This window comes from Acetobacter sicerae, from assembly GCF_011516765.1.
In the GTDB taxonomy this organism is placed as follows: domain Bacteria; phylum Pseudomonadota; class Alphaproteobacteria; order Acetobacterales; family Acetobacteraceae; genus Acetobacter; species Acetobacter sicerae.
Genome location: NZ_JAAABN010000001.1, coordinates 133,272 through 152,034 on the forward strand (window position 1 = coordinate 133,272; position 18,763 = coordinate 152,034).

20 protein-coding genes are annotated in these 18,763 nt (G+C 58.7%); 9 read left to right on the forward strand and 11 right to left on the reverse strand.

All coding sequences use genetic code 11. From position 1 onward, the window contains the following. Positions 1 to 3 precede the first annotated feature (3 nt). From GVI59_RS00525 to GVI59_RS00535, 3 genes are all read left to right on the forward strand, one after another. Complete coding sequence (locus tag GVI59_RS00525) at positions 4 to 420, forward strand: cytidine deaminase (RefSeq protein ID WP_173572361.1); 417 nt, start codon at positions 4 to 6, stop codon at positions 418 to 420. Between the two features lie 221 nt (positions 421 to 641). Further along, positions 642 to 1,349, forward strand: a complete 708-nt coding sequence (locus tag GVI59_RS00530; protein WP_242012850.1) for a trypsin-like serine peptidase — start codon at positions 642 to 644, stop codon at positions 1,347 to 1,349. 149 nt (positions 1,350 to 1,498) lie between these two features. Beyond that, positions 1,499 to 2,110 carry an acetate uptake transporter gene (locus GVI59_RS00535; protein ID WP_173572363.1) on the forward strand — a complete coding sequence of 204 codons (612 nt, stop codon included), beginning with the start codon at positions 1,499 to 1,501 and terminating at the stop codon, positions 2,108 to 2,110. Positions 2,111 to 2,180: 70 nt separating this feature from the next. On the opposite strand, the gene GVI59_RS00540 is transcribed toward GVI59_RS00535, so the two are convergent. Together GVI59_RS00540 and GVI59_RS00545 are read right to left on the reverse strand one after the other, a co-directional pair. Beyond that, positions 2,181 to 2,582: a VOC family protein gene (locus GVI59_RS00540; protein WP_173572364.1), complete on the reverse strand. Its 402-nt coding sequence runs from the start codon at positions 2,580 to 2,582 to the stop codon at positions 2,181 to 2,183. A gap of 56 nt (positions 2,583 to 2,638) precedes the next feature. After that, positions 2,639 to 4,438, reverse strand: coding sequence for an ABC transporter ATP-binding protein (locus GVI59_RS00545; protein ID WP_232876330.1), 1,800 nt, complete (start codon positions 4,436 to 4,438; stop codon positions 2,639 to 2,641). A gap of 208 nt (positions 4,439 to 4,646) precedes the next feature. On the opposite strand from GVI59_RS00545, the gene GVI59_RS00550 reads away from it, so the two are divergent. Beyond that, a complete protein-coding gene (locus tag GVI59_RS00550; RefSeq protein ID WP_173572365.1) occupies positions 4,647 to 5,693 on the forward strand; it encodes a glycosyltransferase family 4 protein in 1,047 nt (348 codons plus the stop codon). Positions 5,694 to 5,832: 139 nt separating this feature from the next. Then, positions 5,833 to 6,348, forward strand: a complete 516-nt coding sequence (locus tag GVI59_RS00555) for a hypothetical protein (RefSeq protein WP_232876328.1) — start codon at positions 5,833 to 5,835, stop codon at positions 6,346 to 6,348. An 8-nt stretch (positions 6,349 to 6,356) separates the two neighbouring features. Here GVI59_RS00555 and GVI59_RS00560 read toward each other — a convergent pair whose 3' ends face one another. After that, positions 6,357 to 6,776 carry a secondary thiamine-phosphate synthase enzyme YjbQ gene (locus GVI59_RS00560; protein WP_173572366.1) on the reverse strand — a complete coding sequence of 140 codons (420 nt, stop codon included), beginning with the start codon at positions 6,774 to 6,776 and terminating at the stop codon, positions 6,357 to 6,359. Between GVI59_RS00560 and GVI59_RS00565 the strand changes: the two genes are divergently transcribed. After that, entirely contained in the window at positions 6,759 to 8,126 is a 1,368-nt protein-coding gene (locus GVI59_RS00565) for a carbohydrate porin (RefSeq protein WP_242012851.1), read from the forward strand. The two genes, GVI59_RS00560 and GVI59_RS00565, sit on opposite strands and share 18 nt — an antisense overlap. Before the next feature lie 103 nt (positions 8,127 to 8,229). Continuing rightward, positions 8,230 to 9,150, forward strand: coding sequence for a ketopantoate/pantoate/pantothenate transporter PanS (panS, locus tag GVI59_RS00570; RefSeq protein ID WP_173572367.1), 921 nt, complete (start codon positions 8,230 to 8,232; stop codon positions 9,148 to 9,150). A gap of 21 nt (positions 9,151 to 9,171) precedes the next feature. On the opposite strand, the gene GVI59_RS00575 is transcribed toward panS, so the two are convergent. The 6 genes from GVI59_RS00575 to cmk form a co-directional block, all read right to left on the reverse strand. Next, positions 9,172 to 9,897 carry an NADPH-dependent F420 reductase gene (locus GVI59_RS00575; RefSeq protein ID WP_173572368.1) on the reverse strand — a complete coding sequence of 242 codons (726 nt, stop codon included), beginning with the start codon at positions 9,895 to 9,897 and terminating at the stop codon, positions 9,172 to 9,174. Beyond that, complete coding sequence (locus GVI59_RS00580; RefSeq protein ID WP_173572369.1) at positions 9,894 to 10,484, reverse strand: cupin; 591 nt, start codon at positions 10,482 to 10,484, stop codon at positions 9,894 to 9,896. The genes GVI59_RS00575 and GVI59_RS00580 overlap by 4 nt, the downstream gene beginning before the upstream one ends. Positions 10,485 to 10,589: 105 nt before the next feature. Next, positions 10,590 to 11,960 carry a chloride channel protein gene (locus tag GVI59_RS00585; protein WP_173572370.1) on the reverse strand — a complete coding sequence of 457 codons (1,371 nt, stop codon included), beginning with the start codon at positions 11,958 to 11,960 and terminating at the stop codon, positions 10,590 to 10,592. A 148-nt stretch (positions 11,961 to 12,108) separates the two neighbouring features. Further along, entirely contained in the window at positions 12,109 to 13,041 is a 933-nt protein-coding gene (locus GVI59_RS00590; RefSeq protein WP_173572371.1) for a cation diffusion facilitator family transporter, read from the reverse strand. Continuing rightward, the gene (locus tag GVI59_RS00595) at positions 13,034 to 14,107 is read right to left on the reverse strand and encodes a cation diffusion facilitator family transporter (protein WP_242012852.1); all 1,074 of its coding nucleotides are present in this window, start codon (positions 14,105 to 14,107) and stop codon (positions 13,034 to 13,036) included. The genes GVI59_RS00590 and GVI59_RS00595 overlap by 8 nt, the downstream gene beginning before the upstream one ends. A gap of 32 nt (positions 14,108 to 14,139) precedes the next feature. Continuing rightward, a complete protein-coding gene (gene cmk, locus GVI59_RS00605) occupies positions 14,140 to 14,844 on the reverse strand; it encodes a (d)CMP kinase (protein WP_173572374.1) in 705 nt (234 codons plus the stop codon). Positions 14,845 to 15,075: 231 nt separating this feature from the next. Here cmk and GVI59_RS18915 point away from each other — a divergent pair, with 231 nt between their 5' ends. Together GVI59_RS18915 and GVI59_RS00615 are read left to right on the forward strand one after the other, a co-directional pair. Then, positions 15,076 to 15,276: a DUF2905 family protein gene (locus GVI59_RS18915; protein WP_173572375.1), complete on the forward strand. Its 201-nt coding sequence runs from the start codon at positions 15,076 to 15,078 to the stop codon at positions 15,274 to 15,276. Positions 15,277 to 15,384: 108 nt separating this feature from the next. Beyond that, positions 15,385 to 15,786: a hypothetical protein gene (locus GVI59_RS00615; RefSeq protein ID WP_173572376.1), complete on the forward strand. Its 402-nt coding sequence runs from the start codon at positions 15,385 to 15,387 to the stop codon at positions 15,784 to 15,786. A gap of 51 nt (positions 15,787 to 15,837) precedes the next feature. Here the strand turns inward: GVI59_RS00615 and secF are convergent, their stop codons facing one another. Continuing rightward, positions 15,838 to 16,779 (reverse strand): protein translocase subunit SecF, encoded by a 942-nt coding sequence (secF, locus tag GVI59_RS00620; protein ID WP_099347632.1) that lies wholly within the window; start codon positions 16,777 to 16,779, stop codon positions 15,838 to 15,840. Between the two features lie 10 nt (positions 16,780 to 16,789). Further along, positions 16,790 to 18,346, reverse strand: coding sequence for a protein translocase subunit SecD (gene secD / locus GVI59_RS00625; RefSeq protein ID WP_456304139.1), 1,557 nt, complete (start codon positions 18,344 to 18,346; stop codon positions 16,790 to 16,792). Positions 18,347 to 18,763: the final 417 nt, after the last annotated feature.

An 18,763-nucleotide genomic window follows, 5' to 3' on the forward strand; every position in this document is an offset into this window, starting at 1 on the left:
TCTGTGACGTCTGCCAGTCAACGTGCCGACGTAAAGCTGATCGAGGCGGCATCCGCGGTTAGGGAACGGGCTTACGCTCCCTATTCCAGCTTTAAAGTGGGAGCGGCGTTACGTTGTGACGACAGCGCCATTCATGTCGGGTGCAACGTTGAAAATGCTGCTTATCCTGAAGGGATCTGTGCGGAAGGCGGCGCCATCGCGGCGATGGTGGCGGCTGGCGGCCGAAAGATTATGGAGATTGTCGTGTGTGGCGGTGGGAGTGGACCCTGCACCCCATGTGGCGGCTGCCGACAGAAACTGCGAGAGTTCGGCGCTCCCGATATGCCGGTTTACATGACTGATCCCGTAGGGCAGGTGCTGCTGGTGAAGACGCTGGGCGAGCTTCTGCCAGACAGCTTTGGGCCAGAAAATCTGGACTGAAATTCGACGCCAATAACCCGGACATCCAGTTTATCACCGGATGCCCGGGCTTTGTGGTGTGCAATTCTGGAGGAAGAGATCCTCCGGTTGAAATGCTCTTTTGCAATAAGGACACTCTAGTGGGGGAACCTTTAAGAATGAGTAAATTTCAGCCGGAAATTTTATGTTTCAAAGGATTTCGAAAGTATTTCCTACTGCTCACGATCATGGCGTCGAGCGTCTTGATATCCGTCTTGTGCCGCGACAGTCATGCGGCCATTCCGCAACGCCCCGGCATTGGCCAGACGGACCATCGTCAGGCCGTTGACATGACATCCTTGCCCTGGAGCGCCATTGGCAGGGTTCAGACGGAGCTTGGTAGTCGTTGCACAGGGTTTCTGGTCGCACCGACCGTCGTTGAAACGGCGGCGCACTGCCTCTTTCTGCCAAAAACAGGCCGATATATCCAGCCGCACGATGTCCACTTTCTGCGCGCTTACAGCAAAGGCCAGTACGCCGCTCATGCTCGGGCGGTTCGCCTGCTTGTGCCACCGGAATATGACCCTCGCGATGAATCGCGCACGGCGGCTTTCGACCGGGCGACCCTGTTTCTACAAGCGCCTGTTGCGACCATGAAGGACGTGCTTGCCGTGGCCGATCGCCTGCCATCACCCGGAACCGATGTCGTGCTTGGGGGCTATGAGCAGGATTTCAGTGAAATTGTGCGCTCCGATATGGGATGCCGGGCTGAGGGACTCACGCTGGACGGAGGCGGGAAACCTCTGATCACCCATGACTGTTCCGCCACCCGGGGAAGCAGTGGCGCACCGTTACTCAGCTATCAGGATGGGCGCTGGACTGCTCTTGGCATACAGGTTCTGGCCAATTACGGGCGAGGCGGCGCTGCTGCCCCTTTACTGCCTCTGGTGGCCAACGACGGTGGGCCGTGATGATCCACACTGCATCGTGATATACGCAGGATGCATCTGAGTTATTATTTTAATTGTTAAATCGCGCAGAGCAGACAAGCATGTCTGAACTGGGGCGCAACCAAAGGATCGCCTCATTATCAACTCCATGTAGTACGGGAGTCTCTGTTATGGGTCGTTTAGCCAATCCTGGCCCTCTCGGTCTCGCCGGTTTCGGAATGACCACCATCCTGCTCAATGTCTGTAATGCTGGTTTCGTGCCGCTGAATTCTTCAGTGCTGGCCATGGGGCTGGCTTTCGGCGGTTTCGCCCAGATGTGTGCGGGGATGCTGGAATATCCCAAGGGCAATACTTTCGGGCTTACCGCTTTTACATCATATGGGGCGTTCTGGATCTCTCTGGTCCTGCTGATCTTCCTGCCGAAATTCGGTCTCGTCGCACCGGCGACACCGGGCGCTATGGCTGCCTACCTCGGGACATGGGGTATTTTCACGGCCTTCATGTTTGTTGGCACGCTGAAAGCAAATCGCGTTCTGCAATTTGTCTTTGGCTCGCTGACCGTTCTTTTTGCGCTGCTGGTAGCAGGTGAACTGACTGGCAACGCGTCCATCACGCATTTCGCGGGTTTTGAAGGCCTGCTCTGCGGAGCCTCCGCTCTGTATCTCGCGATGGCGGAAGTTCTGGAAGAGCAGTTCGGGCACCCGATCCTGCCGACCGGCGCGCAGCACCTGCCGGTTGTGTCAACCAATCCGGTTCATTCCGTAAGAGTTGCTGCGGAATAAAAGAAGTTTCAAGAGTAATCAGAAAGGCGGCCGTGCAGAAACGGCCGCCTTTTTTGTTTGCGGACGCCGATTACACAAAACGTCCCGGCGCGCCGCGTTGCAGTACTTCGATCCGGTACCCATCCGGGTCAGCAACAAAGAAGAACTGCCCGATCACACGGCCTTCATGCGCCAGTTCCTTGACCGGCTCAGGCTTCAGACCTTCCTGTTCAAACCGGGCATGTTCGGCTTTGATGTCAGCTACCGAGACGGCGAGATGTCCGTATCCGTCACCACGATCATAGGGGCGGTCGCGGTCATGATTGACGGTCAGTTCCAGTTCAAAAGTCTGCTCGTCGTTTGACAGGTAGATCAGTGTGAAACTGTCGAACACAAACCGATCGGCCACGTGCAGTCCAAATGCTTTCTCATAGAAGGCCAGTGACGCTTTTTCGTCCCTGACCCGGATCATGGAGTGAATCATCTTCGCCATGAAGCGCTTCCTTTCTGTTGTTCGTAAAAGAATGAAACCCTGATGCGGGTCTGTAATCAGAGGTCCGGAATATCAAAGGCCTGCAATTCCAGAAACTCGCGGTAGGGGCCGTCCCGACGCTCAAGCTCGGAAGGTGAGCCGTCTTCCACGATCTTGCCTTTCTGCATCACGACGATGCGGTCAAAGTCTTTCAGCGTGGAGAGGCGGTGCGCGACGGCAATAACGGTGCGCCCCTGCATCAGTCGGTGGAGGGCTTCCTGAATATGATGCTCGCTTTCGCTATCGAGTGCGCTGGTGGCTTCATCAAGAATCAGGATCGGTGCGTTGCGCAGGAAAGCACGGGCAATGGCGAGGCGCTGACGCTGGCCGCCTGACAGCTTCACACCGCGATCACCGACTTCAGTCGCAAAACCTTCCGGTAGCGCCATGATGAAATCGGTACATTCGGCAGCGTCGGCTGCGGCCCGGACATCCTCATCCGAGGCGTCAGGCTTGCCGTAGCGGATATTGTCGGTGACGGAACGACGAAGCAGGGACACATCCTGCGGGACGACGGACATGCAGCCCCGGAGCGCTTCCTCCGACAGATCGCGGATATTCACACCGTCGATCATGACTGCGCCGTCCTGCACATAACGCTGCCGCTGGAGCAGGGCGAGCACGGTGCTTTTGCCGGAGCCGGAACGTCCGACAAGGCCCACGCGCGTGCCGGGTGTGACATGCAGGTTGAAGTGTTCCAGCACGTTCGGGCCGGTCGGGTAATGAAACACGACATCCTGAAAGGACACTTCGCCCCTGGGTGGGGTGGAGAACCCATGAGCATCGGCCCGGTCGTGCATTTCATGAGGGATGAGGATTGTCGAAAGCGTCTCGCCCAGACGCGCCGTGTGCTGCACTGTTTCGACAAGAGCGACGGCCAGGTCACGGGTGCCGTGCAGGATCATGAAGCCGAGGCTGACCACCATGACCACGTCGCCGACTGTCGCGGCGCCGTTCTGCCAGAGCCAGACGATCCAGACGAGCAGGCCCGCCGTGAGAACGGCGGTCAGAACAGCGTGGACAAGCCGCAGGATTTCCATGTTGCGCAGGGAAACGCCGCGCACCGCCATTTCCCTGTCGATCAGCCCCGCCAACCGGGTCCGTTCGAACCCGAGCATGCCGAACGTGCGGACCAGCGGCAGATTGCCGACCACGTCCTGCATTTCACCGTCCATATTGGCGGCTGAACCGGCATAGGATGCGTGCAGCTTTTTGCCGCCCCGCGCCATGCGGAACATCAGGGCGGCGAGAGTGAAGGCGAGGGCGGTGATGACACTGCCCATCAGGGGGCTGACGCTGATCATCAGTCCGATGGAAAGCAGAACATTCAGGCAGGGAGGCAGGATATTCCACGCCAGCAGGCTCTCCAGTGTGAAGGAGGCGTTGCCAGCCGTGGAAATGCGGGCCGCCAGAGCGGCAGGCATGCGGTCGGAGAAGTAGCCTGTCGAATGGCCGGTGAGATAACGGAAGAGATCACGCCTTACATCGCCTGTGACAGCCACAAATGTCTTGGCCGCGTACCAGCCAGACACGCGCCAGGACAGATTGTCCACTGCGATGATGCCAGCCAGCCAGATGACGGCGGTCCAGACCGGCCGTACGGAAGCGCCTGCCTTGTGCTGGTTCATCGTGTCCACCAGATGCCGGATGGACGAGGAGGAGAAGACGGCGCAGGAAACGGCTATCGCCACAAAGCCGAACACCATCACATGCGGAAAGGCGCGATTTCGTGCGTAGCGCATGAGAAATCGGACGGGATGACCAGCATATTGAGGAAGTTCGGCATCAGGGACAGTGATTTCGCTGTCGTGTCTCACGCGGGTCCGCCCATGCGTTATCTGTCCGGTCAACTTTTGGTCTGTCAACTTTTGGGGGACCTTAAGCGTTTGTGGCATGTGTGAAAAGCTCGCACAGGAATACGGAAATCGTGTGACCTGAAGCGTTAAAGTCAGGGCGTCCGAAAGGTTCACTCTGATCGGGTATCGAGTGCGTCAGAATAACAATAAATATGCGGAGTTACCGAGCATGCGTATCGCCCAGATTGCCCCACTCCACGAAGCTGTTCCGCCCAAACTTTATGGCGGTACGGAACGGGTGGTGGCCTTTCTTACTGATGAACTGGTGAAAATGGGGCATGATGTCACCCTGTTCGCCAGTGGCGACAGCATGACATCCGCGACACTCGAAGCCGTGTGGCCGCGGGCGCTGCGGCTTGATCCGGCCATCCGTGATCCGATTGCGCCGCACATGCTGCTCATGGAGCGCGCCGCACGGCGTGCCGACGACTTCGACATCCTGCATTTTCACATGGATTACTGGCCTTTCACCTATTTCAGCCGCCAGAAGACGCCGTTTGTGACAACCATGCACGGGCGTCTCGATCTGATGGAACTTCAACCGGTTTTCGATGCCTTTCCGCAGGCGCCGATCGTATCCATTTCAGACAGTCAGCGACGGCCGCTACCGCAGGCGTGTTACGCCGGAACCGTCCTGCACGGCCTGCCTGAAAATCTGCTGACACCCCAGCCCGGGCCAAGAAATTACCTCGCTTTTCTCGGGCGCATCTGTCCCGAAAAAGGTGTCGACAAGGCCATTCGTATCGCCCGCGCAGTCGGTATGCCACTGAAAATCGCGGCCAAGGTGGACAAGGTCGATGTCGAGTATTTCGAGCGCGATATTCTGCCGATGCTGGGTGACGGCGTCGAACTGGTCGGCGAGATCAATGATTCTCAGAAATCGGCCTTCCTTTCCGGCGCGCGCGCCCTGCTGATGCCGATCGACTGGCCGGAGCCTTTCGGGTTGGTCATGATCGAAGCCATGGCCTGTGGCACGCCAGTCATAGCTTTCCGTCACGGGTCCGTTCCAGAGGTGATCGAGGATGGTGTCACGGGCGCCATTGTCACAAGCGAGATGGAAGCGATTGCCGCCTATCCCCGTGTCGAAAAACTGGACCCTGCCAATATCCGGCGCGAATTCGAAAAACGGTTTACGGCCCGCCGCATGGCTGAGGATTATCTGGCTATCTACAAGACGCTGATTGAAGAACGGGCCGGGAAGACTGGTCATCAGTGATGTCGGTTCTGTACAACCTCGACCCTGTGCAATAACAGGAGCCAGACATGAGGGAGTCTGGCTTGCTCCGCCGGGAGGCTTACCGCAAGGTCACGTCTCCGCGTCGGACAGCGGGCGTTTATAGACAAGACGGGACAGGATGATCATGAAAAGTCGCCATATCTGGCATCCTCTGAGCTGGTTCTACAAGGACCGGCACCGTGACGATTCCACACCCGTTACACCAAGCTGGCTCGACAGGTTCAATGATCGTCTGGCGATCCGGATGACCATCATTTTCGGCAGCATCTGGTGCGTCTATGCGTTCATGCTGTTTTCCCTCCTTCCGGTCTTCAAACCGGAATGGCAGGGGGGCCTGCTCTATGTCAGCAATTCCATCCAGCTTGTGGCGCTTCCGGCCCTGATGGTGGGCAGCGCCATTCTTGCGCGCGGCAATGATCAGCGGGCGGCGGAAGATCACGCGGCGCTTATCGAAATTCTCAGTGATGTGCGCGAAGAGGTGGGGCGTCTGCGTGCCATGACGGCGAATATCGCCCAGCAGGAAACGCAGAACAATGAAAGACCGACGGATCTGGTTTCAATTTCCGATAACGCCGTCATCTCGGTGAATGAACCGGAGACGCCGGCGAACGGAGGGACCAGGGCTGGTGCCTGAAAAGAGGGTCAGGTTCCGAAAAGGTGAAGCACAACTTCCCTTCTGTGTGGCGCACGACGATGTTCGAAAAGGTAAAGGCCCTGCCAGATGCCCAGAGCCGGCTCGGCATCAATGACCGGGATGCTGAGGCCGGACTGCGTCAGCATTGTCCGCAGATGGGCGGGCATGTCGTCTGAACCTTCCGTGGAATGCTGGTATCGCCCCTTTTCTTCAGGAACGAGGGTTTCGAAAAAAGCGGCGATATCGGCGCGCACCGTTGAATCCGCATTTTCCTGCACGGTCAGGGAACAGGAGGTGTGCGGACACCAGATCGTCAGCAGCCCTGTGGACACGCCTGTCTCGCTCACCCAGTCCAGAACGGGCCGGGTGATGGGAACAAGTCCCTTGCCCTGCGTTCTGAACGTCAGGCGATGGGTGTACTGCTTCATGATCTGGCTCCCTGTCAGGCCGGTCGGATGGTGAAGGTCAGAAAGACCTGTCCATCCCGTTGGCGTGTCTGTGGGTTGATTGTCGGAACAACTTTTCTTCTGTCCACCGAGACTGTTCATGCGGCGGAGAATCTGGACTGGCTGACAGACCCCGGCGGATGGGGCGGTCTGAAGAAACAATGGCAGAAAGCCGGTGTCGATGTCAGCATTGAGGATGTCGAGGAACTCTGGTCCATTCCGACCGGCGGCGCTTTGCCATCCCAGCACTATGTCGGTCTGACAGATGTGGATGTCGTGCTTGATCTTGCAAGACTGGCTGGAGGGAACGCGCGCGACGGGGCTTGGGGGAAATTCGAAGTCAGCGCTCTTGATCTCAGGGGAAAGCCCTTCAGTAACTATCCTCTGTATGCGTTCAATCAGACATCATCCAGCGAGGCTGATCCGAACCTGCGACTGTATGAACTGGCCTATAACTGGACCAGTGCAGACGGACATATCGACACGCGGATCGGCAAGCTGGACCTGAGTCAGGACTTCATGGTCAGCACGACGGCTCAGACTTTCCTGAACGCGTCGTTCGGCTGGCCGATGCTGCCGAGCAACAACCTCTATGGACAGGGACCGGCCTCTCCCGTCGCCACACCGGCGTTCCGTCTGCGTTACGCCTTCTCGAAAGGATGGGAGACGCAGATCGCCGTGGCGGATGATAACGGAACCGGCGCACGCTCCTTCATCAACGATACGGATCCATGGAACCAGAATCAGGACCCGAGCGGCACACATTTCAATTTCAGGACGGGAACCTTCGTGATTGGCGAGGTCGCACATAACGTCAATCACAACGGAAAAACGGGGACATACAAGGCCGGGTTCTATGTCGATACCGGACGCTTCCCGTTACAGGCCAATCAGGATGTCAGCCGGCGCGGCAACTGGGAAGTCTATATGGTCATGGATCATACGCTTCTGAAGAATACAGGGGCGGGAGAACTGCGCGGTTTCGTGCGGTGGGAGTATACGGGGCTGGCGGACCGCAACCAGATTTCCTCTTCGTTGGATGCTGGCCTCGTTCTTGACGGTCCTTTTCATCGCTCCGGTGACAATGTCGGAATTGGTTTCGGTTACGCCGCCCCCAGCCATTACCTGATGCTCCAGCGTCCGGATGGCTCGGAACGGCATCATGGCAATGAATACCATCTCGAACTGACCTATGCTGCTCAGGTTCTGCCCTGGCTGGTGGTGCAGCCGGATGTGCAGGGACTGATCAACCCCAGTGGCGGGGCTTATGATGACGGCAAGAAAGTGAAATCCGCGCTGATTTTCGGTCTGCACATGGACATGTCTTTCTGAGCATTAAAACCGCTACTGGTCCAAACATGCTTTTCCCGTGCTGTGCAGATGGGCGCGATGTGGCACAAGGCTGCCCTGATCTCGATAACGCGCAAGGAACGGCATGATTACGCGCCTTTTTCCTGTATGGGCCGTGCTGTTTTCCGGCGCGGCGATTGTCTGGCCAGCCGTCTTTACGGCCTATGGCTGGGCCGTGACGCCTCTGCTGGCGTTCATCATGGTCACGATGGGTGTGACGCTTACCCCCGGTGATTTTCTCCGCATTGCCCGCAAACCCAGAGCGGTTATTGCCGGGATCGGGCTGCATTATCTCGTGATGCCGCTGGCCGCCTGGCTGATTGCAACAATGCTGTCCATGCCGGAGGATCTGAAAACCGGCATGGTTCTGGTCGGCTGCGTCGCCAGCGGCACGGCGTCCAACGTCATCATCTATCTGGCGGGTGGCGATGTGGCGCTGTCTGTCAGTATCAGCATGGTCTCGACGCTGGTCGGGATTGTCGCAACGCCGCTGCTGACGCGCCTGTATCTGTCGGCGGATGTGGCCGTTGACAGTTGGGGGCTGTTTCGCAGCCTGCTGATGATCGTGGCGCTGCCGCTGGTCGGTGGGCTGGCGATCAACACGTTCTTTCACAAGGCGGTTCGACGGATTGAACCGGCCCTTCCGCTTGTCGCCATGCTGTCGATCCTGCTCATCATTGCGAGCATTGTCGCCAGTGTGAAACCTTCGCTGGCGGCGGTCGGTCCGCTCGTGCTGGTCGGGGTTATTCTCCACAACGCGACTGGATTGCTGGGTGGATACTGGGGCGGGCGTCTGCTGGGGTTCGATGAGGCTGTCTGTCGGACGCTGGCCATTGAGGTGGGGATGCAGAATTCCGGCCTCGCGGCGACGCTGGGACGGCTTTACTTTGCGCCGCTCGCGGCATTGCCGGGCGTGATCTTTTCAATATGGCACAATATTTCCGGCTCCATTCTGGCTGGGTACTGGAATGCGCATCCGGCCAGAAAAAGGGATGGAAACGACTGAAAGAGTCGCAACCGGTCTGTGTCAGCGCAGGCCAAGTCCTGACTTCAGCCCTGCCACATCCGTCTGCATTTCAAATCCGGGATGTCCGGGCTGAAAAAGCACGGACGATGAGAGCGGGCCTGTTGTGACCGGATCAAAGCCCGCCGCTTTTACAAGTTCTTCCACACGCTGAACCGAGGCTGGATCGTCACCGGCCACCGGGATGGCCAGCCGGGGAGAGGATCTGTCTGCCTCGGATGCCAGAACACTCATGTCGATGGAGTTGAAGCCGCGAACGACATGCGCGCCGGGAAAATAATGCTGGGTCGTCAGGCCAGCACCATCCCGATCGGCAACGGAGGCGATGGAGCCATCGCGGAATGGATAGAAATTGGTAGCGTCAAGAACGGTTTTGCCCCTGAGCAGAGGCACCAGTTTCTGTCCGACATCAGGAATGGCGCGATAGGGAACGGCAAGCAGCACGACTGTTCCAAACCGGGCTGCCTCTTCGGGCGTGCCAGCGGAGGCGTTCGGCCCCAGGCTGGACGCCAGTTTCTGCGCATCGGTTAAGCTCCGGGCTGAAAACATCACATGATAGCCTGCCTTGACCCACAGACTGCCGAGCGTGCCAGCCACATGGCCTGATCCAATAACGCCTATTGTCGGGAGAGAATCCGCTGCACGGACAGATGTGCTGGCTGCGGCAAGACTGGAAAGCAGTGTCAGGCCAGTCAGAAGAACGTGGCGTCTTTTAATGACTGGCATCATCCGTTTCTTTCTCCATTCCCCGGATTTCTGAGGCCGAAAACAGGATCGGACCGGGGAAAGGGCAGGGTCGTCAGACGGGTCATCTGCTCGGGTGTGGGAGCCTGCCGGACAATGTCGAAACTCTGCTCAGGAGGGTAAGCGCCGACAACCAGAAAATCATCGTCCGAAGACAGCTTCATGTGGCCGGTTCCAGCAGGGAGCAGGGCAATATCACCTGCCCGGACTTCGACCTTGCGTCCATTCGGTCCACCAAGCATCAGATGCGCCGAACCCCCTGCGAAGCCGAGCACTTCATGCCCTTCGGTGTGATAGTGATGAAAGGAATAGACCCCGTTGCGCCATTGGGGTGGCCAGCCGTTCTTCTGGAACAGATTTTCAAAGTTTGCGGCAGGATCTGGGCCGTCAATGGAGAGGGCGTTGCGATAGAGAACGACCGGCAGTTTCTGGTTGTTTGGAACCCAGTCGTTTCTTTGAAGCAGAAAGCTTTCGGTTCTGGCTGGTGTGGCGGCAGCCGCGGACCGGACACCGGCTTTTCCCAGAGAAAGCCCCATTCCCGCCAGAATGGAATTGAAGACACGCCGTTCCATGTCGGTCGCTCCCGTTCTGAATTCAGAACGCCAGCATGCCGCCCTCGGTTCATACCCAACAAGTCAAATAATATTGTCTTGCAGCCACAGACTGACTGTCGGGGATCAACCCTGCTTGGCTTCGCCGGGCGTTTCGTGCGGGCGGGGGGTGATCGGAACGCTTTTCGGGTCGATATTGCGGAGAAAGCGTTCCGCAAGAGCGCCGTAAAGCGGCTGTTTGCAGATCATTCTGGAGACGCCGAAAGCCAGAAACGAGCTGGCGAGCAGGGCGAGCGTCACCTGCTGGTTGTCACACATTTCCATGACGATCACGGTCGCGGTCAACGGAGCCTGCACGACGGCGGAGAAATACGCCACCGTGCCGAGGAGAACGACCGCGCCCGGTGTCGTATGCGGCAGGAACTGGGCAATCCAGCCACCCATACCGGCTCCTACGGACAGGGAGGGCGCGAACAGTCCGCCGGGAATGCCAGAGCAGTAAGATACGATAGTGGCGATGAATTTCAGTACGAAATAGGAGGCTGGATAATGCTCCTCGCCATGAATGATCGAGCGGGCCTGTGAATAGCCGGTGCCGTATGTCATCCCGCCGGAGGCCAGTCCGATGAGCGCCAGCACAAAGCCGCACAGAGCCGCAAAAGCAATCGGACGCTCAGCCACAAAACGTCCGGCTCTGCCCGGCAGTCCTCTGGAGGCGCGGATCAGGATGGCGGAAAACGAGCCGCCTGTGACGCCGCCAAGCAGTCCGCAGGCGATCACGGCCAGCCAGCTTACGCCCAGCGGCACGACGGAATCCGTATGACCGAAATAGCTGTAGTTGCCCATCAGTGCGATTGCCGTGACACCGGCCAGCACCACACCGGCGAGAACCACGCCGCTGGTTCTCTGCTCGAATGAATGGGCGAGTTCCTCAATGCCGAATACGATACCCGCCAGCGGTGTGTTGAACGCAGCGGCTACACCGGCAGCGCCACCCGTCAGCACGAGAGCGCGTCGGGAGATGATTTCTCCCATGTTGAGATACCGCCCCACGGTGTTCATGATGGCCGCGCCGATCTGCACGGTTGGTCCTTCGCGGCCGATGGAAGCGCCCGCCACGAGGCCGAGGCAGGTCAGTCCGACCTTCGCCGCGGCGATCCTGAGCGACAGGATACGGTCCACGAGCTTCTGGTCGGAGAGATGCATGCAGGCGATGGCCTGCGGAATGCCAGAACCCTGCGCGCCACGGAAGAAGGTTCGGGTCAGCCAGATCGACAGCGCCAGCCCGCCGGGGGTGACGATCAGCATCAGCCAGGGACTGTAGGAGATAATATTATTGCGCAGATGCGCGGCCTGATCGGCGAGCGTCGCGAAGGTGATGGCTGCGAGGCCGACGACAATGGAGCCACCCCAGAAGATCAGCTTCCGTCGCCATTCAGCCGTAGTGATGCGGGCTGTATCGCGGAAATGTCGGATGCGGCCGGTAGGGGAAGCCATCGTGTATTAGTCAACTCATGTCTTGCGGCAGAAGTCCGGGTTCGACTCTACACAGTAAAAGGTCTTCATCAGGGCTTACGCCCGACGCCTGCCTATTCCAAGCGCAAACCCGCCCGATGGTTCCATTCCGGCCAGCCAGTGTGAGATTTTAATAACACCTTGTGGCGTGGGCGAGGACAATGCCGCTGTTCTTGGCCTTGTGTTCCGGTTCGACATGAATGTTGATCACGCAACGTCCGAGCGCGTTGCGGAGACCGGCTTCGATGCGGTCACAGATGTCATGCACGACAGCAACCGTCATGGTGCCCGGCACCACCAGATGAAACTCAATGAAGGTGATCGCTCCGACTTCACGGATGCGGATATCATGAGCTTCCAGAGCACCCACCGCCTTTTCCGCAATGACATCATTGAGTCTGGCGAGCGTGGCTGAATCCGGAGCCTCGTCCATCAGACCCGAAACGGACTGGCGCAGCATCTCCCAGCCCACCCGCAGCACGTTGAGAGCGATAAGCGCCGCAATGGCTGGATCGAGCCAGTGCCATCCGGTCAGCGGGATCAGGGCAAGTCCCGCCACCAGACCAAACCCTGTCCACACATCGGAAAGCACGTGCTGGCCACCAGCGACAAGCGCGGGGGATCGGATACGGCGACCAATGCGGAGCATGGTCAGCCCCCATGCGAGATTGATCGCGGTTGCAGCGCCATTCAGGGCAAGGCCGAACCATGGAGCGCCAACATTCTGCGGATGGACAAAACCCTCGTACGATTCACGGGCGATCAGGAGCGCCGTGACCAGCACCATGGCGCTTTCGATGATCGCAGAAAGATACTCGGCCTTGTAATGTCCGTAGGTGTGGTTGTGATCAGCGGGTCTTTCCGCGAGATGAATGGCCCACAGGCCGCCGATGGCGGCGGCGACATTGATGACGGTCTCAAGCGCGTCCGATTTCAGAGCGATACTTCCCGAGACCGACCATGCCGCATATTTCAGCCCGAGTGCGACAAGGCTGACACCCAGACTGACCCACGCAATGAGATTTTTGCGTCGGTTGACCGTCTGACCTTCTGACTCAGACATGGGCTGGTCCCGCGCAACTGACATCGCAGGCGACGGTTTCGATCTGGATGGTCGTGTGGACGATACCGAAGCGTGTGCGCAACATCTGGTTGGCGGCTTCCAGAACCTGATCGTTGCTGCCTGTCGTGCCGTCGGTTGTGCGGACCAGATGCGCCGTCAGCGCCGTTTCCGTGGTGCTCATCGCCCAGACATGAAGGTCGTGCAGATCGGTGACACCCGGCAGGGCGCGGAAAAATCCATCGATTTCGTTCATGTCGATTCCTTTGGGAACGGCGTCGAGCGCCATATCGAGGGAATCCCGGAGCAGGGACCATGTCGTCAGGACAATAAGAGCCGAAATGAGCAGACTGATCGCCGGATCAAGCCACTGCAGACCTGTCAGCAGGACCAGCCCACCGGTAATGACAACCGCCAGCGATGCGATCGCATCGGTCGCCATGTGCAGGAAGGCTCCGCGGATATTGAGGTCGTTCTTCTGCCCTTTCATGAGCAGCAGCGCGGTCCCGCCATTCACGAGAATACCGAGAGCCGCCACGATCATGACGGTCCAGCCGGAGACAGGTTCCGTGGGATGAAGCAGTCGTAGAACGGCTTCCCATGCAATACCGCCGGTCACCAGAAGCAGGATGACCGCATTGGACAGCGCCGCGAGAATGGAGGAGCGACGAAGGCCGTAAGTATAGCGTGTGCTCGGGCTTCTTCTGGTCAGGCTGTGGGCCAGCCAGGCGGCTCCCAGCGCAAGAATGTCGGACAGATTGTGCCCTGCATCGGCCAGCAATGCGAGGGAGTGAGAGAGAACGCCCCAGATGGCTTCGATCACCAGATAGGCGCTGTTGAGCACCATGCTGATGGCGAAGATCCCGCCGAACGTATCGGGTGCGTGATGATGGTGACCGAAAAGGCCGTGATCATGGTCGTGATGATCGTCATGCCCGTGGTCATGATCATGCCCGCTGCAACTGCTCCCGTGATGGTCGTGGGCATGCGCTGAATGGTCATGATCCGTGTGATCATCATGGGTATGATCATGGTTGTGGGTGTCGTGTGAACACTCTGAGCCATGCATGGAAACATCGTCCCCGTTTTTCTCTGGCGGGGTCAGGAGCACAGATCCTGCATGTTCGCGGACGGGAGGCTCACGTTTTTTGCCTTCAGTCTGTCTCGGACGATCCGGAGCGAGTGCGCCAGAACTTCATCGGCGCATAGGGCGTCTGTTTCAATCCTGATGGCGTCATCCGCCATGCGCAGAGGAGCTGATGCACGGGTGCTGTCAGCGTGGTCGCGCTCGATCAGCGCCATCTCAACGGTCCGGACACGCTGGTCCCGGTCAGGGGCATCGTCGGTGCCGCCGTTCTGGATATAGCGTCGGACAGCACGCGCATAAGGACTGGCCGTGATGAACAGCTTCACATCGGCATCCGGGAAAATGACCGTGCCGATGTCGCGGCCATCCAGCACCGCGCCATTCTTGCGGGCGAAGATGCGCTGCATGTCGACAAGGGCCTGACGCACGGCGTTGTCGCGTGCGACGAGGGAGGCGGCGGCATCGACATCCGGAGTGCGGAGATCCGTGCGTTTCAGGTCAGCCAGCGAAAGCGCACGCGCGATGCTCTCTCCTGACGTGGAAGCCGGATCGAGCCCAGCATTGATCATCAGCCGCGCCACGGCCCGATACAGCAGTCCGGTATCGAGGTGCGGCAGCCCCAGAGCTTCAGCGAGGCGCTTGGAAAGGGTGCCTTTTCCGGCTGCTGCCGGACCATCCACAGCAATGATGGGCGCCGATCCTGTCACCGGTCTTGTCATGGAGAAACATCCTCTGGTCTGGTTCTGCTGCGTTGTGGCGCGATACGCGGACAGGACTCTGGCGTCAATCTGCCTGTGAAATGGCGGGCCGCCTTCGGGTGCGTTTATATCGAGGCTTGCTGGCTGCTGCCACGCTGAAATCAGAATTTTTGAATGATCCGGTCAGGCAAGGTGTGTTCAATTGAAACCACGGCGCGAGAGACCAGATCAGCATCAGACAGGGAGGGCCGTGTGGGACGTACACTGATAGCCGTTGGCATTGCGATCGTTCTGATCGGACTGCTGTGGCCTTACCTCCAGAAACTGCCAATCGGACGCCTTCCGGGCGATATTCTGATCAGGCGTCAGGGCTTTACCCTGTATATGCCTCTCGCAACGGGACTTGTTCTGAGCATTCTGCTTTCTTTCATCCTCTGGCTGGTTCGGCGTTGATCTCTGGTCGGCGCAGGGAAGGGCTGGTAGGGATAACAGGCAGACAAGAGACCGGATTTCAGGTTGGGAAGAAAAAATGGTGGTCGCCAGCAATCAGGGCCTGTGGCGATGAGCAGTGAAGACGCAAAGAGCGCCGCTGGATGCGCAACCGGCTGGCGCTTGCGGTGGCGTCCCCTCGCTCTGTGCGGGGCTCTGGCGGCCTGTCAGGCATCGCCGGTCGTCAACACCAGGCCCACCCCTCATACGCTGATATACAGCTACATGATCGCGCACGGAATGGCGCGTGGCGCCGTGATGTCGGGGGGGATAACGCCTCACAGGCTCACAGAAATCATCGTGCTGGACCATGAGGCGCTTCTGGCTGTCGCACGGGAGGAATCGTCGCCTGCCGATAGCAACATGCGGGCGGCCAATAAAGCGATTGAGCAGTTGATCGCTGTGACGACGCCGGTGGATGGCGCACCGGCTGCCCCCTCAACCCAGACAAAATCGGCCGCTGGAGTGCCGTGAAGCCAATCAGTGAGAAAAGGGTTCTTTCTCACTGATCCTGAAGTCGCTCTGTCAGATTTCCTGCTTCACAGCGGGGCGTGTGTCCTTGCGCAGGCGCTTTTCGCCCAGCAGCAGGAGCAGCGGGGCGGCGATGAAGATCGACGATGACGTCCCGACCACAATGCCGAACAGCATCACCCAGGCAAAGCCGGACAGGCTTGCTCCGCCAAAGAAAGCCAGAGGCAGGGCCGCCAGAAAGACCGTGGTGGACGTGCCCAGCGTACGGCTCAGGGTTTCATTGATGGAAAGATCAAGCAGTTCCCGCAACGGCATGGTGCGGTAACGCCGCAGATTCTCGCGGATACGGTCATACACCACCACCTTGTCGTTGGTGGAGTAGCCGAGAATCGTCAGGATTGCCGCGACCATCACGAGATCGAACTCGAAATGGGTCAGCACGAGAAAGCCCACGGTCTTGGTCAGGTCGAGCACCAGCGTGACGACAGCCGAGAGAGCGAACTCCCATTCAAAGCGGAACCAGATGTAGCCGAGGATCATCAGCAGACTGATGCCGAGCGCCAGCAGGCCATTGCGGAACAGTTCGGCGGACACGGACGCGCCGACAGCATCGGCCCGCACAATGGTCGCACCCGGCTGCGCCTCGGTGATGGCGTGACGGACTTCGTCCACGACAGCATTGGTGTTGGTCTGTTCGTTGGCGCCCAGTCGGATCAGCACGTCATCCGGGCCACCGAACGCCTGCACGCCATCCGTCTTGAGATTGTGCGCCGTCAGCGCCGTCCGGATCTTGCCGAAATCGGCCGGACCATTGGTTTTGGCTTCCACGACGATGCCACCACGGAAATCGAGGCCAAGCGTCAGACCCGGATGGAAAAACAGGATGACCGAAGCCAGCGACAGCACGGCGGAGGTTGCCAGTCCGACAAACCGGCCACGCATGAAGTTGATATGCGTATCCTTGCGGACAAAGCGCAGGAGGGGACGTCCGAACATGATGCGCCTCTCAGACCGGAAGAGTGGACGGACGGGTGAGGGCATACCAGCGCACCATCAGCATCCGAGAGAGAAGAAGGGTGGAGAACAGCGTCGTGGCGATGCCGATCGTGATCGTGAGAGCGAAGCCGCGCACCGGTCCCGTTCCGAACACGAACAGCATGACGTGAGCCAGAAAGGCCGTGGCGTTACTGTCCAGCACGGTGGCCGTGGCGCGCTCGAACCCGGCCTGCATGGCGGCCAGCGGTGTGCGGCCACGCTTCAGTTCCTCACGGATACGCTCGATGATCAGGATGTTGGCGTCCACCGCCATGCCAAGGGTCAGCAGCATTCCGGCCATGCCGGGAAGCGTCAGCGTCGCCCCGAACAGCGACAGGATGGCCAGCATCAGCACAAGGTTGGCGAACAGGGCGACGTTCGCATACCAGCCGAAGCGGCCATAAAACAGCGCCATAAAGATGATCACCAGCACAAAGCCGACCAGCAGGCTGAGTGCGCCGGCCCGGATGGAGTCCGCGCCAAGCGACGGTCCGATCGAGCGTTCCTCCACGACTGTCAGCGGCACGGGCAGCGCGCCCGCACGCAGCAGCAGGGCCAGATCCGTCGCCTGATGGGCGTCGAAGTTGCCGGTAATAATGCCGCTGCCACCGGTGATGGCCGTGCGGATCACAGGCGCTTCAATGATCTTGTTATCCAGAACGATTGCAAAGCGACGTCCGACATTGGCCTGCGTCACGTCACCGAAGGCGCGGGTGCCGACTGAATCGAGAGAAAAGCTGACAGCCCAGCCGCCCGTCTGGTCATCGGTTGTCGCGCCGGCGTTGGTGAGGTTCACACCGTCAACATCGACATGATTATGCACGGCGAGCGTGCTGTCCGGGTGATCCGACAACGGCAGGAGTGTGTCGCCGGGAGGCGCGATCAGCGTGCCGGGAGGCAGTTCATCGACAAGCCGGAACGTCATCTTCGCTGTGGTGCCGAGCAGGGCTTTCACACGCTCAGGATCACTGATGCCCGGAAGCTCGACGACGATGCGGTCTTCGCCCTGACGTGTAATCTGGGGATCGACGGCACCGGTGGCGTCGATACGGCGTCGGACAATCTCGATGGCCTGAGAGACAGCGTCATGTGTCCGGACCCGCATGGCGCCGCTGTCGAGCGTTATGGCGATGGTGTCGTCAGGGCGGGTCGTGACCGAGAATTCGTTCGAAACCGTGCGGGGCAGATCCTCCAGCACTTTCAGGTCACGGTCCTTCTCCGAAGGGTCGCGAGGCTGAAAGGTGATCTCGGCCTTGTCCGGATTGATCGCAATGTTGCGATAACCAAGGTTGGCGCTGATGAGGGATTGCCTCAGTGAGTCTGACAGACTTTGCAGCCGATCATGAGTCAGCGACGAAAGGTCGACCTGAAGGAGAAGATACGAGCCTCCCCGAAGATCAAGTCCGAGATGTATCTCGGGCCAGGGGATGGACGCCGCAGGTTTGCGGACAAAGTTGGGCACGCAGAGCAGGGCGCCAAGCAGGCACACCGCAGCCACGGAGAGCAGTTTGATCCGGCTGTAATACATCATTGCGTAGGCGACCGTTCTCCGTCTTGTCCGAAACAGGGAGCTTCTGCGCGGGCAAAAACCCCAATTTTGCTTCGTCCGGTACGTCTTTAGAAAAGCGGGCGGAAGATGCAAGGCATCAGAGCCGAATGCAACCGCTGACAGGACTTTCCGGAGTGGTCGATTTCAATGTTTTCTGTTGATGGAAAGTGAAAATCGCTGGGAAACTATAAGGAATAATAATTTTATATTTTATTTTCAATGGACTGTTGTTTTTTATTCAAGTTCTTTATGGCTGACGACATGATGTGTAGAAATGTCGATAACGACGGGTCAGATTGTCATGTCAGAGGATCAATCGACCCAATGAGAGCGCCCTGAAATCGGACTTTTCTTTTTGATCTTAAAATAAAGAAATCAACCATAACATTCTGATTT

Excerpts from the sequence above, each read along its gene's own strand:
- secF (WP_099347632.1), bottom strand. The coding sequence starts at position 16,779 with ATGTTCGGACGTCCCCTCCTGCGCTTTGTCCGCAAGGATACGCATATC.
- GVI59_RS00575 (WP_173572368.1), bottom strand. The coding sequence starts at position 9,897 with ATGATGCCAGTCATTAAAAGACGCCACGTTCTTCTGACTGGCCTGACA.
- GVI59_RS00590 (WP_173572371.1), bottom strand. The coding sequence starts at position 13,041 with ATGTCTGAGTCAGAAGGTCAGACGGTCAACCGACGCAAAAATCTCATT.
- GVI59_RS00560 (WP_173572366.1), bottom strand. The coding sequence starts at position 6,776 with ATGAAGCAGTACACCCATCGCCTGACGTTCAGAACGCAGGGCAAGGGA.
- GVI59_RS00615 (WP_173572376.1), top strand. The coding sequence starts at position 15,385 with ATGAGCAGTGAAGACGCAAAGAGCGCCGCTGGATGCGCAACCGGCTGG.
- cmk (WP_173572374.1), bottom strand. The coding sequence starts at position 14,844 with ATGACAAGACCGGTGACAGGATCGGCGCCCATCATTGCTGTGGATGGT.
- GVI59_RS00585 (WP_173572370.1), bottom strand. The coding sequence starts at position 11,960 with ATGGCTTCCCCTACCGGCCGCATCCGACATTTCCGCGATACAGCCCGC.
- GVI59_RS00595 (WP_242012852.1), bottom strand. The coding sequence starts at position 14,107 with ATGCATGGCTCAGAGTGTTCACACGACACCCACAACCATGATCATACC.
- GVI59_RS00535 (WP_173572363.1), top strand. The coding sequence starts at position 1,499 with ATGGGTCGTTTAGCCAATCCTGGCCCTCTCGGTCTCGCCGGTTTCGGA.
- panS (WP_173572367.1), top strand. The coding sequence starts at position 8,230 with ATGATTACGCGCCTTTTTCCTGTATGGGCCGTGCTGTTTTCCGGCGCG.
- GVI59_RS00565 (WP_242012851.1), top strand. The coding sequence starts at position 6,759 with ATGGGTGTACTGCTTCATGATCTGGCTCCCTGTCAGGCCGGTCGGATG.
- GVI59_RS00555 (WP_232876328.1), top strand. The coding sequence starts at position 5,833 with ATGATCATGAAAAGTCGCCATATCTGGCATCCTCTGAGCTGGTTCTAC.
- GVI59_RS00550 (WP_173572365.1), top strand. The coding sequence starts at position 4,647 with ATGCGTATCGCCCAGATTGCCCCACTCCACGAAGCTGTTCCGCCCAAA.
- GVI59_RS00540 (WP_173572364.1), bottom strand. The coding sequence starts at position 2,582 with ATGGCGAAGATGATTCACTCCATGATCCGGGTCAGGGACGAAAAAGCG.
- secD (WP_456304139.1), bottom strand. The coding sequence starts at position 18,346 with ATGTATTACAGCCGGATCAAACTGCTCTCCGTGGCTGCGGTGTGCCTG.
- GVI59_RS00580 (WP_173572369.1), bottom strand. The coding sequence starts at position 10,484 with ATGGAACGGCGTGTCTTCAATTCCATTCTGGCGGGAATGGGGCTTTCT.